This is a genomic window from Rhodococcus sp. 2H158 (assembly GCF_053764755.1).
The window spans coordinates 1-15,133 of sequence record NZ_JBSNCE010000024.1; the positions used below are offsets into that span (position 1 = coordinate 1).

General features: G+C 71.4%; 19 protein-coding genes. 10 read left to right on the plus strand and 9 right to left on the minus strand.

Annotation, left to right across the window (positions count from 1 at the left end):
• Nucleotides 1–1,098, minus strand: a 1,098-nt coding sequence (locus ACWPOB_RS21535) for a Re/Si-specific NAD(P)(+) transhydrogenase subunit alpha (protein WP_455402049.1), incomplete at its 3' end; no start/stop codon positions are given.
• Between the two features lie 259 nt (nt 1,099–1,357).
• Here ACWPOB_RS21535 and ACWPOB_RS21540 point away from each other — a divergent pair.
• From ACWPOB_RS21540 to ACWPOB_RS21565, 6 genes are read left to right on the plus strand one after another with little or no spacing between them, the layout of a single operon-like run.
• Nucleotides 1,358–1,723 (plus strand): DUF488 domain-containing protein, encoded by a 366-nt coding sequence (locus tag ACWPOB_RS21540; RefSeq protein ID WP_100055968.1) that lies wholly within the window; start codon nt 1,358–1,360, stop codon nt 1,721–1,723.
• Complete coding sequence (locus ACWPOB_RS21545; protein WP_455402050.1) at nt 1,720–1,890, plus strand: hypothetical protein; 171 nt, start codon at nt 1,720–1,722, stop codon at nt 1,888–1,890. Before ACWPOB_RS21540 ends, ACWPOB_RS21545 begins: the two co-directional genes overlap by 4 nt.
• Nucleotides 1,891–1,894: 4 nt before the next feature.
• On the plus strand, nt 1,895–2,665 hold the full coding sequence (locus ACWPOB_RS21550) for an SIR2 family NAD-dependent protein deacylase (protein ID WP_100055969.1): 771 nt from the start codon (nt 1,895–1,897) through the stop codon (nt 2,663–2,665).
• A gap of 4 nt (nt 2,666–2,669) precedes the next feature.
• A complete protein-coding gene (locus ACWPOB_RS21555; RefSeq protein WP_100055970.1) occupies nt 2,670–3,110 on the plus strand; it encodes an HIT family protein in 441 nt (146 codons plus the stop codon).
• Nucleotides 3,107–3,979 (plus strand): maleylpyruvate isomerase family mycothiol-dependent enzyme, encoded by an 873-nt coding sequence (locus tag ACWPOB_RS21560; protein ID WP_100055971.1) that lies wholly within the window; start codon nt 3,107–3,109, stop codon nt 3,977–3,979. The genes ACWPOB_RS21555 and ACWPOB_RS21560 overlap by 4 nt, the downstream gene beginning before the upstream one ends.
• Nucleotides 3,980–3,990: 11 nt before the next feature.
• Nucleotides 3,991–4,614 (plus strand): Type 1 glutamine amidotransferase-like domain-containing protein, encoded by a 624-nt coding sequence (locus ACWPOB_RS21565; protein WP_100055972.1) that lies wholly within the window; start codon nt 3,991–3,993, stop codon nt 4,612–4,614.
• A gap of 22 nt (nt 4,615–4,636) precedes the next feature.
• On the opposite strand, the gene ACWPOB_RS21570 is transcribed toward ACWPOB_RS21565, so the two are convergent.
• The gene (locus ACWPOB_RS21570) at nt 4,637–4,954 is read right to left on the minus strand and encodes a hypothetical protein (RefSeq protein WP_455402051.1); all 318 of its coding nucleotides are present in this window, start codon (nt 4,952–4,954) and stop codon (nt 4,637–4,639) included.
• Between the two features lie 128 nt (nt 4,955–5,082).
• Here ACWPOB_RS21570 and ACWPOB_RS21575 point away from each other — a divergent pair, with 128 nt between their 5' ends.
• Complete coding sequence (locus ACWPOB_RS21575; RefSeq protein ID WP_455402052.1) at nt 5,083–5,604, plus strand: hypothetical protein; 522 nt, start codon at nt 5,083–5,085, stop codon at nt 5,602–5,604.
• Between the two features lie 174 nt (nt 5,605–5,778).
• Complete coding sequence (locus ACWPOB_RS21580) at nt 5,779–6,057, plus strand: GNAT family N-acetyltransferase (RefSeq protein WP_006940123.1); 279 nt, start codon at nt 5,779–5,781, stop codon at nt 6,055–6,057.
• Between the two features lie 73 nt (nt 6,058–6,130).
• On the opposite strand, the gene ACWPOB_RS21585 is transcribed toward ACWPOB_RS21580, so the two are convergent.
• The 4 genes from ACWPOB_RS21585 to ACWPOB_RS21600 form a co-directional block, all read right to left on the minus strand.
• The gene (locus ACWPOB_RS21585) at nt 6,131–6,817 is read right to left on the minus strand and encodes a DUF998 domain-containing protein (protein ID WP_100055975.1); all 687 of its coding nucleotides are present in this window, start codon (nt 6,815–6,817) and stop codon (nt 6,131–6,133) included.
• Nucleotides 6,818–7,024: 207 nt separating this feature from the next.
• The gene (gene tatA / locus ACWPOB_RS21590) at nt 7,025–7,210 is read right to left on the minus strand and encodes a Sec-independent protein translocase subunit TatA (RefSeq protein ID WP_100055976.1); all 186 of its coding nucleotides are present in this window, start codon (nt 7,208–7,210) and stop codon (nt 7,025–7,027) included.
• Nucleotides 7,210–7,881 carry a Rid family hydrolase gene (locus tag ACWPOB_RS21595; protein WP_455402053.1) on the minus strand — a complete coding sequence of 224 codons (672 nt, stop codon included), beginning with the start codon at nt 7,879–7,881 and terminating at the stop codon, nt 7,210–7,212. Before ACWPOB_RS21595 ends, tatA begins: the two co-directional genes overlap by 1 nt.
• Before the next feature lie 28 nt (nt 7,882–7,909).
• A complete protein-coding gene (locus ACWPOB_RS21600) occupies nt 7,910–9,523 on the minus strand; it encodes an FAD-dependent oxidoreductase (RefSeq protein WP_455402054.1) in 1,614 nt (537 codons plus the stop codon).
• A gap of 201 nt (nt 9,524–9,724) precedes the next feature.
• On the opposite strand from ACWPOB_RS21600, the gene ACWPOB_RS21605 reads away from it, so the two are divergent.
• Together ACWPOB_RS21605 and ACWPOB_RS21610 are read left to right on the plus strand one after the other, a co-directional pair.
• On the plus strand, nt 9,725–11,221 hold the full coding sequence (locus ACWPOB_RS21605) for an APC family permease (protein ID WP_455402055.1): 1,497 nt from the start codon (nt 9,725–9,727) through the stop codon (nt 11,219–11,221).
• Between the two features lie 2 nt (nt 11,222–11,223).
• On the plus strand, nt 11,224–11,967 hold the full coding sequence (locus ACWPOB_RS21610) for an IclR family transcriptional regulator (protein WP_455402056.1): 744 nt from the start codon (nt 11,224–11,226) through the stop codon (nt 11,965–11,967).
• A 19-nt stretch (nt 11,968–11,986) separates the two neighbouring features.
• Here the strand turns inward: ACWPOB_RS21610 and ACWPOB_RS21615 are convergent, their stop codons facing one another.
• From ACWPOB_RS21615 to ACWPOB_RS21625, 3 genes are all read right to left on the minus strand, one after another.
• Entirely contained in the window at nt 11,987–12,652 is a 666-nt protein-coding gene (locus ACWPOB_RS21615; RefSeq protein ID WP_455402057.1) for a sterol desaturase family protein, read from the minus strand.
• Nucleotides 12,649–13,383, minus strand: coding sequence for a FadR/GntR family transcriptional regulator (locus tag ACWPOB_RS21620; protein ID WP_455402119.1), 735 nt, complete (start codon nt 13,381–13,383; stop codon nt 12,649–12,651). Before ACWPOB_RS21620 ends, ACWPOB_RS21615 begins: the two co-directional genes overlap by 4 nt.
• A gap of 129 nt (nt 13,384–13,512) precedes the next feature.
• Nucleotides 13,513–15,054, minus strand: coding sequence for a carboxylesterase/lipase family protein (locus ACWPOB_RS21625; RefSeq protein ID WP_455402058.1), 1,542 nt, complete (start codon nt 15,052–15,054; stop codon nt 13,513–13,515).
• Nucleotides 15,055–15,133: the final 79 nt, after the last annotated feature.

The following is a 15,133-nucleotide window of genomic DNA, read 5'->3' on the forward strand; positions in this document are numbered from 1 at the left end:
CGAGCGGGTCACGCACGCGCCGTCGAGGATCTCGTCCGAGAAGTCCGGGGCGAGCCCGCCGTCCTCGTCGAGCATCAGCTCGAGCAGGGCCACGACGTTCTTCGAATACAGCTGCGAGGCGTGCTCGGGCATGGTCGCGGGCAGGTTCAGCGGCGAGCAGATGGTCACGCCGTGCTTGACCACCGTGCGTCCGGGTTCGGTCAGCTCGCAGTTGCCGCCGGTCTCGCCGGCCAGATCCACCACCACCGAGCCGGGCTTCATGCCCTCCACGGCGGCAGCGGTGACCAGCCGCGGCGCGGGCCGGCCCGGCACCAGCGCGGTGGTGATCACCACGTCGAAGCCCTTGATGGCCTCCTCGAGCGCCGCCTGCTGCTGCGCGCGCTCGTCGGCGGTGAGTTCGCGGGCGTAGCCGCCCTCCCCGGCGGCGGCGATGCCGAGATCGAGCCACTGCGCACCGACCGAACGCACCTGGTCGGCGACCTCCGGCCGCACGTCGTAGCCGGTGGCGCGCCCGCCCAGGCGCTTGGCCGTGGCCAGCGCCTGCAGCCCGGCCACCCCCACGCCGAGCACCAGCACCGTCGCCGGCTTGACCGTGCCCGCGGCGGTGGTGAGCATCGGGAAGAACCGCGTGGACTCCGTCGCGGCGACCAGCACCGACTTGTACCCGGCGACGTTCGCCTGCGACGACAGCGCGTCCATCACCTGCGCGCGGGAGATCCGCGGGATCGACTCGACGGCGAACGCCTGCACCCCGGCGGCGGCCAGCGCCGGGATCTGGTTCTCGGCGTTGCGCGGCGCGAGGAACCCGATCAGCGCCTGCCCCGACCGCATCCGGGCGACCTCGGCATCCGACGGCGGCGCCACCTTGAGCACCACGTCCGCCGACCACGCATCCCCGATCCGCGCACCGGCCTCGACGTAGGCCTCGTCCGGGATCAGCGCACCGAGCCCGGCCCCGGACTCGACGACCACGTCGAGCCCCTTCTTGATCAACGACGGGACGATCATCGGCACCAGCGCGACCCGCCGCTCGCCGTCGTTGGTTTCCCGAACGACGCCGACGGTGGGTCGCGCTGTCACCGCACGTCCCCTACCCATATCCTCGGTTTCCAAAGTTTTCGACTCCTGCGTTGAATCGGCACCTCACCGCGATGAGCGGCGGGTCATGTGCGACGAGCGGCCGACTCGGGCCGTGCACGATGGGCGATGAGCCTAGTCAGACGTACCCCGCCCCCGACAGCGGCGCAACCGCTGGGTTTCGTCTGAATCGAGTCCGAACAGTCGAACGATGCCAGAATGTGAGGTAGTTCACTTCACAATTCTGCCGTATCCGCGGTGAGGGAGGAGGGGCGAGTCCATGGCACGTCGCAGTGTTGTGGTCGAGCGCGTGTACGACCATCCGGGAGACGAGGAGGCGTTCCGGGTGTTCGTCGACCGGCTGTGGCCGCGGGGGCTGCGCAAGGACGCGTTCCATCACGACGACTGGGCCAAGGACCTGGCGCCGTCGACCGGGCTGCGCAAGTGGTACTCGCACGACGCATCGCAGTTCGCCGAGTTCCGCGACCGGTATCTCGCCGAACTGGACGGCCCGGACGCGCGTGCAGCCCTGGCGCGCCTCGACGACTTGGCCGACGGCCGGTCCGTCGTCCTGCTCACCGCCACCCGGGACGTCGAGCACAGCGGCGCCGCCGTCCTCGCGGAGCGGATGCGGGGTGCGCGGTGAACGACGTGCCCGACGCCGGCGGCGACCCCGTGTGCTGGATGCACCGGGTCTGCCCCGACTGCGGCTTCTTCCTCGAGGAACCGGAGGCCCCGTGCCCACGGTGCGGCGCCGTCCTCCGGCACGACGAGGAGAGTACGGACGAGTCCGGCCCCGGCCCCCTACCCTGACCCGATGACCACTGTCCCCGCGCGGATCCTCGATCTGGCCCGGCCCGCACGACGGGTCGTCGTGCTCACGGGCGCCGGAATGTCCGCCGAAAGCGGCGTGCCGACGTTCCGCGACGCGCAGACCGGCCTGTGGGAGCACTTCGACCCGGCCGACCTGGCGACACCGGAGGCGTGGGACCGCGACCGCGCGTCGGTGTGGGCCTGGTACCAGTGGCGCGTGGCCCTGGTCCGGCGGGTGCAGCCGAACGCCGGGCATCGGGCGCTGGCCCGCTGGGGGCGCACCGTGGACCTGTCGATCGTCACGCAGAACGTCGACGACCTGCACGAGCGGGCCGGCAGCGCCGTGCTCTCGCATCTGCACGGCAGCTTGTTCTCGCCGCGGTGCGCCGAGTGCGGCACCCCCGCCGACCTGCCCGAGGCCCCCACCGAGCCGGTCGCCCGCCTCGCTCCACCGGACTGCGGTGCGTGCGGCGGCGACGTGCGGCCCGGGGTGGTGTGGTTCGGCGAGCCGCTGCCGGCCGGACCGTGGGAGGCGGCCACCGCCTCCGTGCTGACCGCCGACGTGGTGTTCGTGATCGGCACATCGGGGATCGTGTATCCGGCCGCCGGCCTGCCCTCGCTGGCCCGCCGGCACGGCATCCCCGTCGTCGAGGTCAACCCCGAGCAGACCGACCTGTCCGACCGGGTGGGCGAGGTGTGGCGCACCACCGCAGCGGTTGGCCTGCCGCAACTCGTCGCAGCAGTCGCCGCGGAGCAGACGCCCCGCCTACAGTGAGCGGGTGAGCTCCTGTGTGTTCTGCGCCATAATCCGCGGCGACGCTCCCGCCGTGCGGGTGTACGAGGACGACGACGTGGTGGCCTTCCTCGACATCCGGCCGATCGCCCGCGGGCACACGCTGGTGGTGCCGCGGGTCCACGCGCCCCGGCTCGACGACCTCGATCCCGAGCACGGCGCCGCGCTGTTCCGGGCCGGGCAGCGCCTCGCCCGGGGCGTGCAACGCTCGGATTTCGCCGCGGACGGCGCCAACCTGGTGTTCAACGACGGCCGGTCCGCCTTCCAGACCGTCTTCCACGCGCATCTGCACGTGCTGCCGCGGTGGCGCGGCGACAAGCTGCGCCTCGCGGCGGGACTGCTGCGGCGCCGGCCCCACGACCCGGAGGCCACCGGTGCGGCGATCCGCGCCGGCCTGGCCCGTCTCGAAGCGGAGGACGCACTGTGACACACGGAAACACCACGACCGGCGGCACCACCGGGCCGGACACGAACGCCGCGCCGGAGTTCCCGGTCGAGCCGATCCGCGCGCTGCTCCTCGAGCAGTTCGGGGTCATCGACGAGCTGCTCGCCGAGGTACACGGGGACACCTGGTACACGCCCACCTCGCTGCCCGGGTGGACGGTCAAGGACGTCACGGCCCACCTGATCGGGACCGAGTCGATGCTCGCCGGCATCGAGGCGCCGCACGTCGAGATCGACGTGCACGCCCTCGGGCACGTCCGCAACGAGATCGGCGCCTTCAACGAACGGTGGATCGAGTCCCTCCGCGGCACGCCCGGCGACGAGGTGCTCGCGCGGTACCGGGAGATCGTCGCGCGCCGGCGGGAGCAACTCGGGGCCATGACCCAGAAGGACTTCGACGAACCGGCGCTGACCCCGGTGGGGCAGGCCACCTACGGCCGTTTCATGCGCATCCGCGTCTTCGACTGCTGGATGCACGAACTCGACCTCCGCGACGCGCTCGGCGTGCCCGGCGGCGAGGGTGGCGCCCGGGCCGAGCTTGCGGCCGCGGAGATCGTCGGGGCGCTCGCGTTCGTCGTCGGCAAACGCGGCAAGGCTCCCGACGGGGCGCGGATCACGTTCGAGCTGAGCGGCCCGCTGGCCCGCACCCTCCACGTCGAGGTGGACGGCCGGGCCACGGTCGTGCCGGCCCTGTCCGGTCCGGCGACGAGCACCGTGGCGATGGATTCGCGGCTGTTCGTGCGGCTCGCCGGCGGCCGCACGCACGCGTTCGACCGTCTCGACGAGATCACCCTCGGCGGTGACACGACGGTGGGCCGGCGGATCGTCGACCACCTCGCCTTCACCATCTGATCGGCGGCTTCGTGCGGCTGTTCCTGTCGTCGTACCGGTTCGGCACGGACCCCGGCTTGCTCCTCGGAGTCACGCGGGGGCCGTGCCCGATCGGGGTGATCGCGAACGCGGCCGACGCATGGCCGCCCCGGGCCCGGGACTCGGCGGTGGCGAGCGAGCTGGCGCCGCTGCGTGCGCTCGGATACGAACCCACCGAGGTGGATCTGCGGGACCATGCCGGGGCACCCGACGGCCTGCGGGCGGTGCTGTCCCGGTGCGGAGCGTTGTGGGTGCGCGGCGGCAACACGTTCGTGCTGCGCGCGCGGCTCGCCCTGTGCGGGGGCGACGAGATCCTCACGGACCTGGTCCGTTCCGGTGCGCTGGCCTACGCTGGATACAGCGCAGGGGCGTGCCTTGTGACGCCGTCCCTGCGCGGTCTCGAATTCTCCGACGATCCCGGCGAGGTCGACGCGGTCTGCGGGGTCCCGGCCCGCTGGGACGGTCTCGGGTGGGTGGACTACGCGATCGTCCCGCACGCCGGGGACTCGCCCCTGGCCGACGCGGGCGTCGCGCGGACGCTGGACTTCCTCACTCGCGAGCGGCTGCCGTTCCGGGCGCTCGGCGACGACGAGGTGATCGTCGTGGACGAGTCCTGAGGCCCCGTGCCGGTGCCGTGGCTCACGGCCCGTTGCTCGCGCGGACGAACGGCGCGAACCGGTCGAGGGAGACCCAGGCCGTGCGGCACCGGCGGGCGGTGACCTCGTCGGCGCGCGCGAGCAGGATGTCGAGGAGTTCCCGGGGATTGTCCCGCCAGCGCAGGGCGAGTTGCCGTTCCTCCTCGTCCGACAGCGCCGCGAACCTGCTCGCCGCGGCGGCCCAGTCCGCCACGTTCCCGTGGTGAAGGCTCTCCAGCGCGTTGTAATCAACTCGCCGCGAAAGGAATTCGTCGGACAACGCGCGGACGAGTTTCGCGTCCGGCAGCGCGGATGCGGTCATACGGCACCTCCTTCGAACGACCGTTGACGTTAGTGACCTGCGACAACCACCCGATCGCGCAGCCGGAACGATTCGATAACAGAGTGACTGGTGAGACTGATGTGACTTCCGCTGTTAGGATCCGTACGGTGGAGACACTGACCGACCTGCTCTCGAGCGGTGCGGCACCCTGGTGGGCCGTACCGGTGGGTCTCGCGGCCGGCGTGCTCCTCGGCGTCCTCGCCACCCGGATCGGCGCGCGACCCCCGCGACGGAATGCCGCCGTGGCCGCTCCCCTGCGGGCGGCCGATCGCGCGCTGCAGGTCCGCTTCCTGCACGCCGCCGACAGCGTCTACAACCACCTGTTCGAGGCGGATCACTCCGCCCTCGCCGAGGCCGACCTCGCCGAGGCCCTGCAATCCGACGACCTGCACCTGCGCTCGGTCGCCCGCGGCATCGTCGACCTCGACGCGATCGTCAACGAGATGCGGCTGTCCGCCCCCGATCCGGTGCTCGCCGCCGCCGTCGCCCTCTTCGGGTACCTCACCGCCGTCTCGAGCGACGGGACCGACGACCTCGACGAGTTCCGGGACCGCTACCTGACCCGCAAGTCCGCATTCGTCGACGCCGTCCGCGCCGCCCACCCGCCGGCCGGCCCGGTCCCCGCCTGAGCCCGTCGCCACTGTCGACTGCATCGCGTCACCACCACCACGTCACCGCTCACGTCACGCGGGGCCCGCCCTCGACACAGGTCCACACCCGGAACATCGCAGCCCGCGCCGCGCGCATTACCGCCGCCGCGGGCGGATCCCCCCGCCGGCGCGACGGCCGGTAGGGTCGTTGGCGTGACCAACGACGAGCACCGCATCGAACATCACGCCGAGCAGTCCCGGTTCGCGTTGTACACCGGCGACACCCTCGCCGCGTTCGCCGACTACACCGACTCGGACGGTGTGCGCGACTTCGACCACACCGTCACCCAGCCCCGGTTCCGCGGTCACGGGCTCGCCGCCGAGGTGGTCCGCCACGCCCTCGACGCCACCCGTTCCGAGGGCCTGAAGATCGCGGCCTCGTGCTGGTACGTCGCGCAGTTCCTCGACGCGAACCCCGAATACCGGAACTGACTCGCCGAGGCGCCGCCTCGATCAGCACCGGGGCGCCCGCCCGCCTCGATCAGCACGGAGGCGCCCGCCTCGATCAGCGGGCGCCGGCCTGCCCGGCGGGGGCGCTCCCGGCGCGCAGGCGAAAGCCCAGCGCGACGAGCGCGGGGAAGACGACCAACCAGAGAATGCCCCGCTGCACGAGACCCGCGACGTCGTGCAGGGGCGCGTCATCGGGCAGCACGAGCACGACCATGAGCGGGACGCCGGCCGCGGCGACGAGTCCCGCACCGAGCACGTAGCGCGACAGCGCCGGGAACCGCCCGTCGTGCGCGAGACGGCGCGACGTCACGACCAGGCCGAGCGCGATGCACGAGAAGAACGTGAAGCCCGAGACGAAGTGGTAGCCCGGGTCGTAGGTGACCCCCGCTGCGTCCTCCCGCAGCGGGAACACCGCCGCGAGCAGTGCGCCGACGCCGGCGAGACCGATCAGCACCGGGCCGAGGACGCCCGTCCGATCGGCCGCCGGTCCCCGGTGCACGGCGACGGCGAGGATCAGCAGCAGGATTCCGAACACGACGAAGTTGATCTGCTGGATCCAGCCGTTCGGGCCGGCTTCGAGCGCACTGATCGTTTCCGCGGTCGGGCTGTACTCGCCCCGCCGGGCCGCCTGCTGCGCCAGCACCACCACGGTGAAGAGGAGGGGCGCGACGATCCCGGCGAGTGCGGCGGCACGTCCCGGGACCAGCCGCGTTCCGGGTCCGACGCCGACGTGTGTGCTCATGACCGCTCCTGACCGAGTCCGAATCTGCCGTCGCAGAGGACGTTAGGAGCACCGACGGTGACCGGCATCGGAAGGATTGCCCATTCGGCCCGCCTCGGGATGGGAACTTCGACCCATCGCCCGGCGGGCGCCACCGGTGCTGACGGTGCCTACCGCAACCGGCGGACGTGGCCCGTGGGCCTGCGCCGAGGCGCAGGCCCACGTCGTTCACAGTTCCCGTGGCGCGTCGCCGGCCGCTGGGCCGGTGTCCGTATGCAGCTCACCCACTTCCGTCTTCAGGATTCGCATCGACCGTCCGAGGCCCCGTGCGGCCTCGGGCAGCCGCTTGGATCCGAACAACACCAGCACCACGAGGGCAATGATCGCCCAGTGGGCGGGGCTGAGTGCTCCCATCAGCGGGGTCCCTTTCCCTCGGGGTAGACGGCGTCGACCTCCACTTCGACGAGCCAACCGGCCACCGGCAGACTCGCCACCTCCAGCGCGAATCGGCTCGGCCGAGCCGGGTTGCGTTCGAGCGGCGCGGCGGGCTCGGCGGTCCCCATCGGCACCAGCTCGGTGTCGCCGGTCTCGAGGTTGGTGTTCGCGAAGAACTGGCGGTACGCCCGGTTCCATCCGGCGTAGTCGGCGCGCTCCGTCCCCGGGGCGTTGTCGAGGAACACCCGCATCGTGGTCACGTCGGCCAGACCGAGCCCCTGAGCCTCGAGATTGTCGCGGATCTTGCGGAGCACATTGATGCCCTGCGCCTCGGTGACCGTCACCCCGGCCGGGAGGACACCGCCCGCGAAGGTCGCGGTGTCGATGTAGGACTCCGGGGACCCCTGTGGCGCGGCGGTGTTCGCGGCCGACGGCCCGATGCCGCTGGTCTTGTACACGGCGGCGTCGGCGCCGAGGCCCACGCCCTCGGCGATCATCGGGTTGGCCTCCCCGACCGGCAGCACCGACTGCACGAGCACGGGCGGCGCCGAGCCGGCCTCCGCGTCCGTGGACGAGCACGCCACGGTCGAGGCGCCGACGACGGGCAGGACCAGGGCCGCGAGAACGGTTCGGGCGGCACGCTTGTTCATGGATCTCTCCTTGTCCGGGATGGGGATGTCAGGATGCGGCGACACGCTCGTGCAGCGACGTGACCACGGCGCGTGCGGAGGTGAACGCGCCGTGTTGCCAGGCGATCGCGTTGGACAGGTGGTCGCCGGCGAAGTAGACGTTCTGCACCGGGTCGAGCAGCAGGGTGTATTCGGGGGTTGCCTCTCCCCCGTGCGAACCCCCGGCGCCCTGCCACGACGCCCAGGCCGACTCCGAGTACCGGGTGCGGCGCCAGCTGCCCGAGAACGACGAGGCGATGTCGCGGGTGTACTTGTCCCCGTGGATCTCTGCCCCTTCCGCGATCGCCTTGGCCAATCTCTGCTTGTGCGTGAGCGATTCGAAACCGAGGTGCCTCTTGCCCGAGGAGTAGTAGCCGACGACCACGCCGCGGTCCGAGTTGTAGTGGTCGTAGGGGAACATGATCTGCGAGATGTCCTTGTCGGTGTTGCTGGCACCGCCGTAGATCCGGTCCTCGAGTTCCCACCAGCGGCGCGTGTACTCGATGCCGAGCTTGCCCGACGAGCTGGGCTCGGCCGCGCCGAGAGCGTGCACGACGTCCGCGGGCAGGTTGTGGTTCAGCCGCGTCACCAGGTGCGGCGGGATGGTGCAGATCGCGAAGTCGGCGTCCACCACCCGCGGCGCACCGTCGCGGGTGTACTCCACCCGCACCCCCTCGGTCGTGTTCTGCAGGGCCGTCACCTCCGACCCGTATTCGATCCTGTCGGTACCGATGCGGTCCTCGAACGCGTAGTAGATGCGGTCCATGCCCCCGACCGGGGTGAACATCATCATCGCCTGGTCGTAGCCGAAGTCGAAGCTGAAGTTGCGGCCGATGCCGCCGCGGATCACGTCCGTCATCGCGAAGGGCGGCTCGTACGCGCCGAAGTCCAGACCGGCGCCGGGCTCGGAGGTGTACCCGCGGCGGGTCGACCCGACGTATCGTCCGTCGCCGGACAGGTCACCGAAGTCGCTGAGGAACTCGGACAGCGCGTCCTTGTCGGCCTGGGTGAGCACGTCGTCGAGTGCGCCGCGGGAGGCCGCCTTCTGCAACAGCTCCGACATGTACCCGTACGTGTCGGCCTTCGCTGCCCGATACGTGATGGACCGGTCGGACAACGCCGTGTCGCTCGAGTAGTGCACGAAGGTGTTGGCGTTCTGGTTGCCGAACGCCTGCAGTTCCACCCCCAGTTCGCGGCAGTAGTCCATCGTCACGTGGCTCTGCGGGATGCGGGTGGCACCGAGGTTGAAGTAGTGCCCGTCGGCGAAGGTGCAGACCTGCTTCTCGCCGTTCAGGTCCGTCTCCTCCGTTCCGGCGCGCACGGACCAGACCCGGCCACCGGGCCGACGCCGAGCCTCCAGCACCGTGACGTCGTACCCGGCCTTCCCCAATTCGTAGGCGGCGCACAATCCGGCCGGGCCGCCGCCGAGGACGACGACCGAATGATGGCCGTCCACCCGGCCGATCAGGTCGCTGCGCGCCGGCGCCCGGAAAGCCGGCGTCGACGCCGTTGCGGGCGCGAGGCCGATCGTGGACATCGCGCCGTACATCAGGCCGGCGCCGCCCGTGACGCCGAGTCCCTTCATGAAAGACCTACGTGTAACTGCCACAGTGACTGCTCCCATCGTGCAACACCGACCGTCTCGATCGGCTCGGCACCTATGGTGGGAAGAGCGGGATGCGGGGATGTCTCGCACGCGCAACGTCTTGCGAACCGGCGCTCGAGAACGGCGGTCCGCCGCGGACCCGAATTCTCGATCCCGGTGCGCCCGTTCGACTTCCCCCGGAAACAGACCGGAAACACCGGGCCGATAGCTTCGCGTGCCATGTCCGCACTCTCCGACGCGATCACGCAGTCCTTCACGGCGCGTGAGCCGGAACGCCCGGCCTTGTCGCCGCTACGAGCCCTCGGCCGGCGCCGGCTGTCCGGCATCGAGGTGCTCGCGCAGTCGGTCGCCACCACGGCGCCCGCCGCGTCGATGGTCGTCCTGACGACCGCGATCGTGGCCGGGCAGTCGATGCTCGCAGGCCTGCTCACCGTGGCGGCGACGACGGTCCTGCTGGGCGCGGTGGCCGCATGCTTCGCGGCCTTCACCCGCCGCCTCGCCGCCGCCGGTGGCCCGTACACGTTCGTCGCGCAGGGACTCGGCCCCCGCGCCGCGCTCGGCGGTGGTGCCGCGCTGGCGGTGAAGTACCTCGGCAGTGCCGGGCTCACCCTCTACCACGGGGGGCAGTCGATCCTGGCGGTTGCCCACGGGGCCGGCGTCTCCGTTCCCGCACTGCCGTTGTATCTCGTGCTGGCCTGCGTGATCGGCGCGTGCCTGGTCCGCGGGATCAGATTCGCGGTCCACGCGATCCTGCTGGTGGAGGCGTGCTCGCTCGCGTTCATCCTCACGCTGTTCCTCGTACCGGCCGTCCCCACACCGGTCGCGGAACCCAGCGGCGGTGGTGCCGGGGAGCTCGTGGTCCTGGCGCTCACCGCCGTGTTCGCGCTCGCCGGATTCGAGAGCGCCACCTTCCTGGCACCCGAGGCGCGCCGACCGTTGGTGACGGTCACCCGCACCGTGCTCTGGACACCGCTGATCTGCGGGGCGCTCTGCGTCCTCGCGGCCCTGGCGGTCTGGGGTGGCCGGGGCGGGACGGTGATCGACGCGTATCGCCACGGCACGGACTCCGGCGTGCCGACCGCCGTCGTCGTAGCGCTGCATCTCGGATTGACCTGCTCGTGGCTGGCGTCCTCGATGGCATCGGTCAACGCGGTTTCGCGACTGGGATACACGATGGGGATCGAGCGGGTGCTCCCCCGGCCCCTGGCCGCGGTGCACCGGGTGTACCGCACGCCGTACCGCGCCGTCGCCGCGGCCGGGCTGGTGGCGCTCACGATCGCCGTCACCAAGACCGGGGCCCCGCATCTCGTCGCAGGGCTTCAGCACGCGGTACGCGTCGCGGTGCTCGTCGCGTACGTCCTGGTGGCCGTCGCCTCGCTGCGCTTCCTGACCAGAATCGGCGAGCACACCCGCGGCTCGACACTCGTCGGTGGTGCTGCGGCCGCGGGCGGCACGCTGCTGCTCGGCTGCGTCGTCGGCTCCGGCATCGTCGCGGTCGATCCCGCCGTGGTGGCCGTCCCCCTGCTGCTGCTCGTCGCGGGACCCCTGTGGTACCTCCTGCTCCGGCGGCGGACGCCGCGCGCTGCGACGGCGATCGGGGTGTTCGACAGCGCGGAATCCGCGGACGTGCTGCCGGGCGCCGGGGTCTTCGCACCCGACCGGCTCGGCGCGATGACCCTGGTGCGTGCCGACCACGGCCCGCATCGGGACCTCTGACGGTGGCGCGCGAGGTCACCGGCCGGGAGCCGACGGCCGTGCAGCGTGCGCTGGCCCTGCTCGAGGCGGTAGCTCAGCTGGGTTCGGGCGCGACCGCCAAGGATCTGGCCCGGCTCACCCGCATCCCGCCGGCGACCGCGTACCGGCTGCTCAATCTCCTCGTCGCCGACGGCTATCTGGTGCGGGTGCACGACCTGTCGGGTTTCGCGCTCGGCCGACGGACACAGGAACTGGCGGCAGCACCGCACGTGGAGACGTGGCCGGTGGCCGAGGCGCTCGAGGATCTGCGCGCCCAGGTGCGGCACGGGGTGTATCTGGCCTCCTACGAACGGGACCGGATCCGACTGGTGGATCGCGACCCTGACCACGAGCTGCTGGGCGAGTCGTCGTTGACCCGGCACCTGCACGCGTCCGCGATCGGGAAGCTGCTTCTGGCCGACCGCCCCCATCTCGTCCCCGGCACTGCCCTGCCGAAAGTGGGGCCGCGCACGATCGTCGAGCTCGACCGGCTCGCGATCGAGCTGAGTCGCATCCGGAGCCTCGATGTGTCCGTCGAGCAGGACGAATTGCGTCAGGGACGCACCGCGGTCGCCGTCCCGGTGCGCGACGACGGCGCCGCGATCGTGGGATGCCTCGCGGCGATCGGCGGTACCGGGCGCATCCGCACCGACGATCGGGATCTGATCGATCTGCTCCACGAGTACGCCGGGCGCCTGCGGCTGCCCGGCGCAGCGCGACGCACATGAGCGGGGTCCACGCGCCGGGTCAGCGGGACGCGTGCAGATTCCGGGCGGTCGGCGACGTCTCGACCGAGGCCGGGTCCGGTTCGGTGCCGAGAATCCGGTCGGCGGTGCCCGCGGTGGTGACGGTGAACCAGTAGTGCTCGTTCTTGAAATGGTGGTGCCGATGGTGGCGCCACACCGCGCGGTAGGGCCGCGAGTTCGGGCGGTAGTCCGTGTGGATGAGGTAGTGCGTCCATTCGTAGATCAGGCCCAGGACGCCGACGGTCACCAGGAACGTCAGTGCCAGGCCGGCCCTGGGGAAGACCAGCCAGGCGCCGGCGACGAGGACCGGCAGCAGCCACACCAGGGTCTGCCAGGGAATGAAGATCAGCGGCACGTCGCGCGGGTCGCAGTGGTGCTCGCGGTGCTTGCGGGCCAGCAGCGAATCCAGCGTCATCCCGGCGACCCGGCGCGGCCGCCAATGCAGGATGCCGACGTGGATCACCCATTCCACCACCGGGAACACCAGCAGTGCGACCAGTGGGACCAGGGCGTCGGAGACCTGCCAGTCGCCGAGGAGTACCCGCGCGACGATCGCAGCGGCGAGCACCGCGCCGATCATCCACGGCGACGGGTGCCGCGCGAACTCGGCGGCGGCGTCCCGCAGGCCGATCGAGGTGCGACGGCGTTCGGTCCGATTCGTACTCATGCCCGGTTCCTCGCATCTGCGTGTTCCGCATGGTCGATGGCGGTCGTCAGGGCCGACGTGCCCAGGTCGAGCAGTTCTCCGGCGGCGCGTTCGGCGCCGTCCTCGTCGTGGGCGACGATCGCGCCGGCGAGCCGTTCGTAGAGGTCGGTGCGGCCGACTTCGGCGATCAGGACGCCGGCCATCGCGGTCATGGCCGGTTCGTAGGCGTTGCGCAGGCTGTTGAAGATCAACCGGAACGCGAGGGAGTCGGCCGCGTCGACGACGCGTTCCCAGAATTCGAGGGCGGCGACCTGCAGCGCGACGGGGTCCTCCCCCGTCGCGAGCCGCGCCACGGCATCGCGCAACCGGTGTTCCGTCTCGTCCGTCGCGCGGGCGGCGGCGAGCCGGGCAACCTGACGGCCGATGAGTCGTCGGGCCTCGAGGACGCTGCGGACGACGTCCCAGTCGGGCCGGCCGTCGCGCACGAGCAGCCGCGGGAGCAGCTCCGGACCGGCCTGGGTGCGGAAGTCGCGGACCGACGTCGCCTCCCCCTGGCGCACCTCCACCAGACCCGCGTGGGACAGACGGGAAATCGCCTCGCGGACAGCGGGTCTCGATACACCGAACGCTTCGGCCAGGTTGCGCTCGCTCGGCAGCGCCGCCCCGGCGGCGAGGTCGCCCCCGAGCACCCGGGCGGCGATCTGGTCGTACACCTCGCCGGAGGCGGACCTGCGGGCGATCGGCTCGAACATCACGGACCGACCGTAGGCCGTAGTACGGCCAGAGGTCAAGTGGTCATACCAGTTTGCTGTCGACCGAATGTCACAGCGGGTCGATCAGAGCGAAGCGATGTGAAATTCGGCCCGCACGGAGCCGCCCGATCAGCTGAAGCCCATCACCTGGTCGCCCCAGGCCTCACGCAGCAGCCTGTCGGGGTCCGGGACAAGGGTGTCGGTGCTGTCGATCAGCAGGGTCATCCGCTTTCCGGTGTCGTACGGCGCCCAGTGCCGGGACCCGTCCAGGGCGGCGGGCACACCGTGATGCGCGAAGGCCAGCCAGCGGCGCTGGATCCGGCCCGAGACCACCGTCGCGGCCTTGCGGCCGCCGAGCCAGAACGTGGGGTCGCGATCGAGCGTCCCGAAGTTGCCGAAGACGTAGGGCAGTTCGGTGGCGTGGCCGGCGCCGATCCGCGCCGCCTTGAGCATCGGGGTGGCGTGGTCGAAGCGGTACACCCACGTCGGCGAGTGGGCGCTGTGCGCGTCGGCGATCCACACCACCGGCATCCGGAACCCGGCGTCCCGCGAAAGCGCCATCGCCCCCGACGTTTTCGAGACGTCCGGATACGCGGAGATGATCTCCGCGATGCGGTCGGGCGGCAGCTCCGGATGATCCGCGGCGAGCGCGTCGAGCATCGCCTGCACGGAGGCGTCGCTCACCGGCATCAGTGGCGACTTCATGAAGCGGAAAATCGACGGCTCGTCCTTGTTGGACCCGATGATCAGGGGAATCCGGTGCGCGAGCCCCTTCTGGAACGCCGCCACCGGATACTTCGGCACCAGGTCGCGATCGACCACCGGCGCCATCGCGAGCGTGCCGGGGAACTTCGTGGGGATCTCCCCGACGAGCACGTCGCCCGCATCGGTCAGCGTCTCGTGCGGCATGTCCCGCAGCGCCCACACCCGGGCCGGCGTGAGGTCGAGGATCTCGAGGAACCGCTCGGCGACCCGGGCCGCCCGCTCGGACCCGTATGCCGACGTCGCCGGCGGGCTCTGCGCGATGGCCCGGTGGAACAGGCCCTCGGCGCGGGGCACGGTCATCAGGGTGGTCAGCGACCCACCGCCCGACGACTCGCCGAACACGGTGACCCGGTCGGGGTCGCCCCCGAACGCGGAGATGCAGTCGCGCACCCACTCGAGCGCGGCGATCTGGTCCCGCAACCCGACGTTGGATTCGAAGGTGGTCCCGGCTGTCGAGAACGACGAGAAGTCGAGGAAGCCGAGGGCGCCGAGCCGGTAGTTGACCGTCACCACGACGACGTCCCCGCGCTCGGCGAGCAACCGTCCGTCGTAGATCCGCTGCCCCGAGTACCCGAGGACGTAGGCGCCGCCGTGGATCCAGACCATCACCGGCCGCGGCTCCCCGTCCGGCTCCGGTGCCCAGATGTTCAGCGAGAGGCAGTCCTCGCCGATCGACAGGCCCGGGTCGATGGGGATCGGATTGTTGCGGCCCTGCGGCGCGATGGGCCCGAACCGGCGGGCGTCGAGCACGTCGGTCCACGGCTCCGGCGGTTCGGGGGCGCGGAACCGAAGGTCGCCGGACGCCGGCGCGGCGTACGGGACGCCCTTCCACGCGTAGACGGAACCGTCGCGGTAGCCGCGTACGTCGCCGTACTTGCACCCGACGATGAGAGTCTCGGCGTCCACGGTCCCTCCCGAACGAACGGTCTGGGGCCAAGGTACCAACAACAGACAGGCTGCACGTGGAGCCCCGTCGGACCGGGCG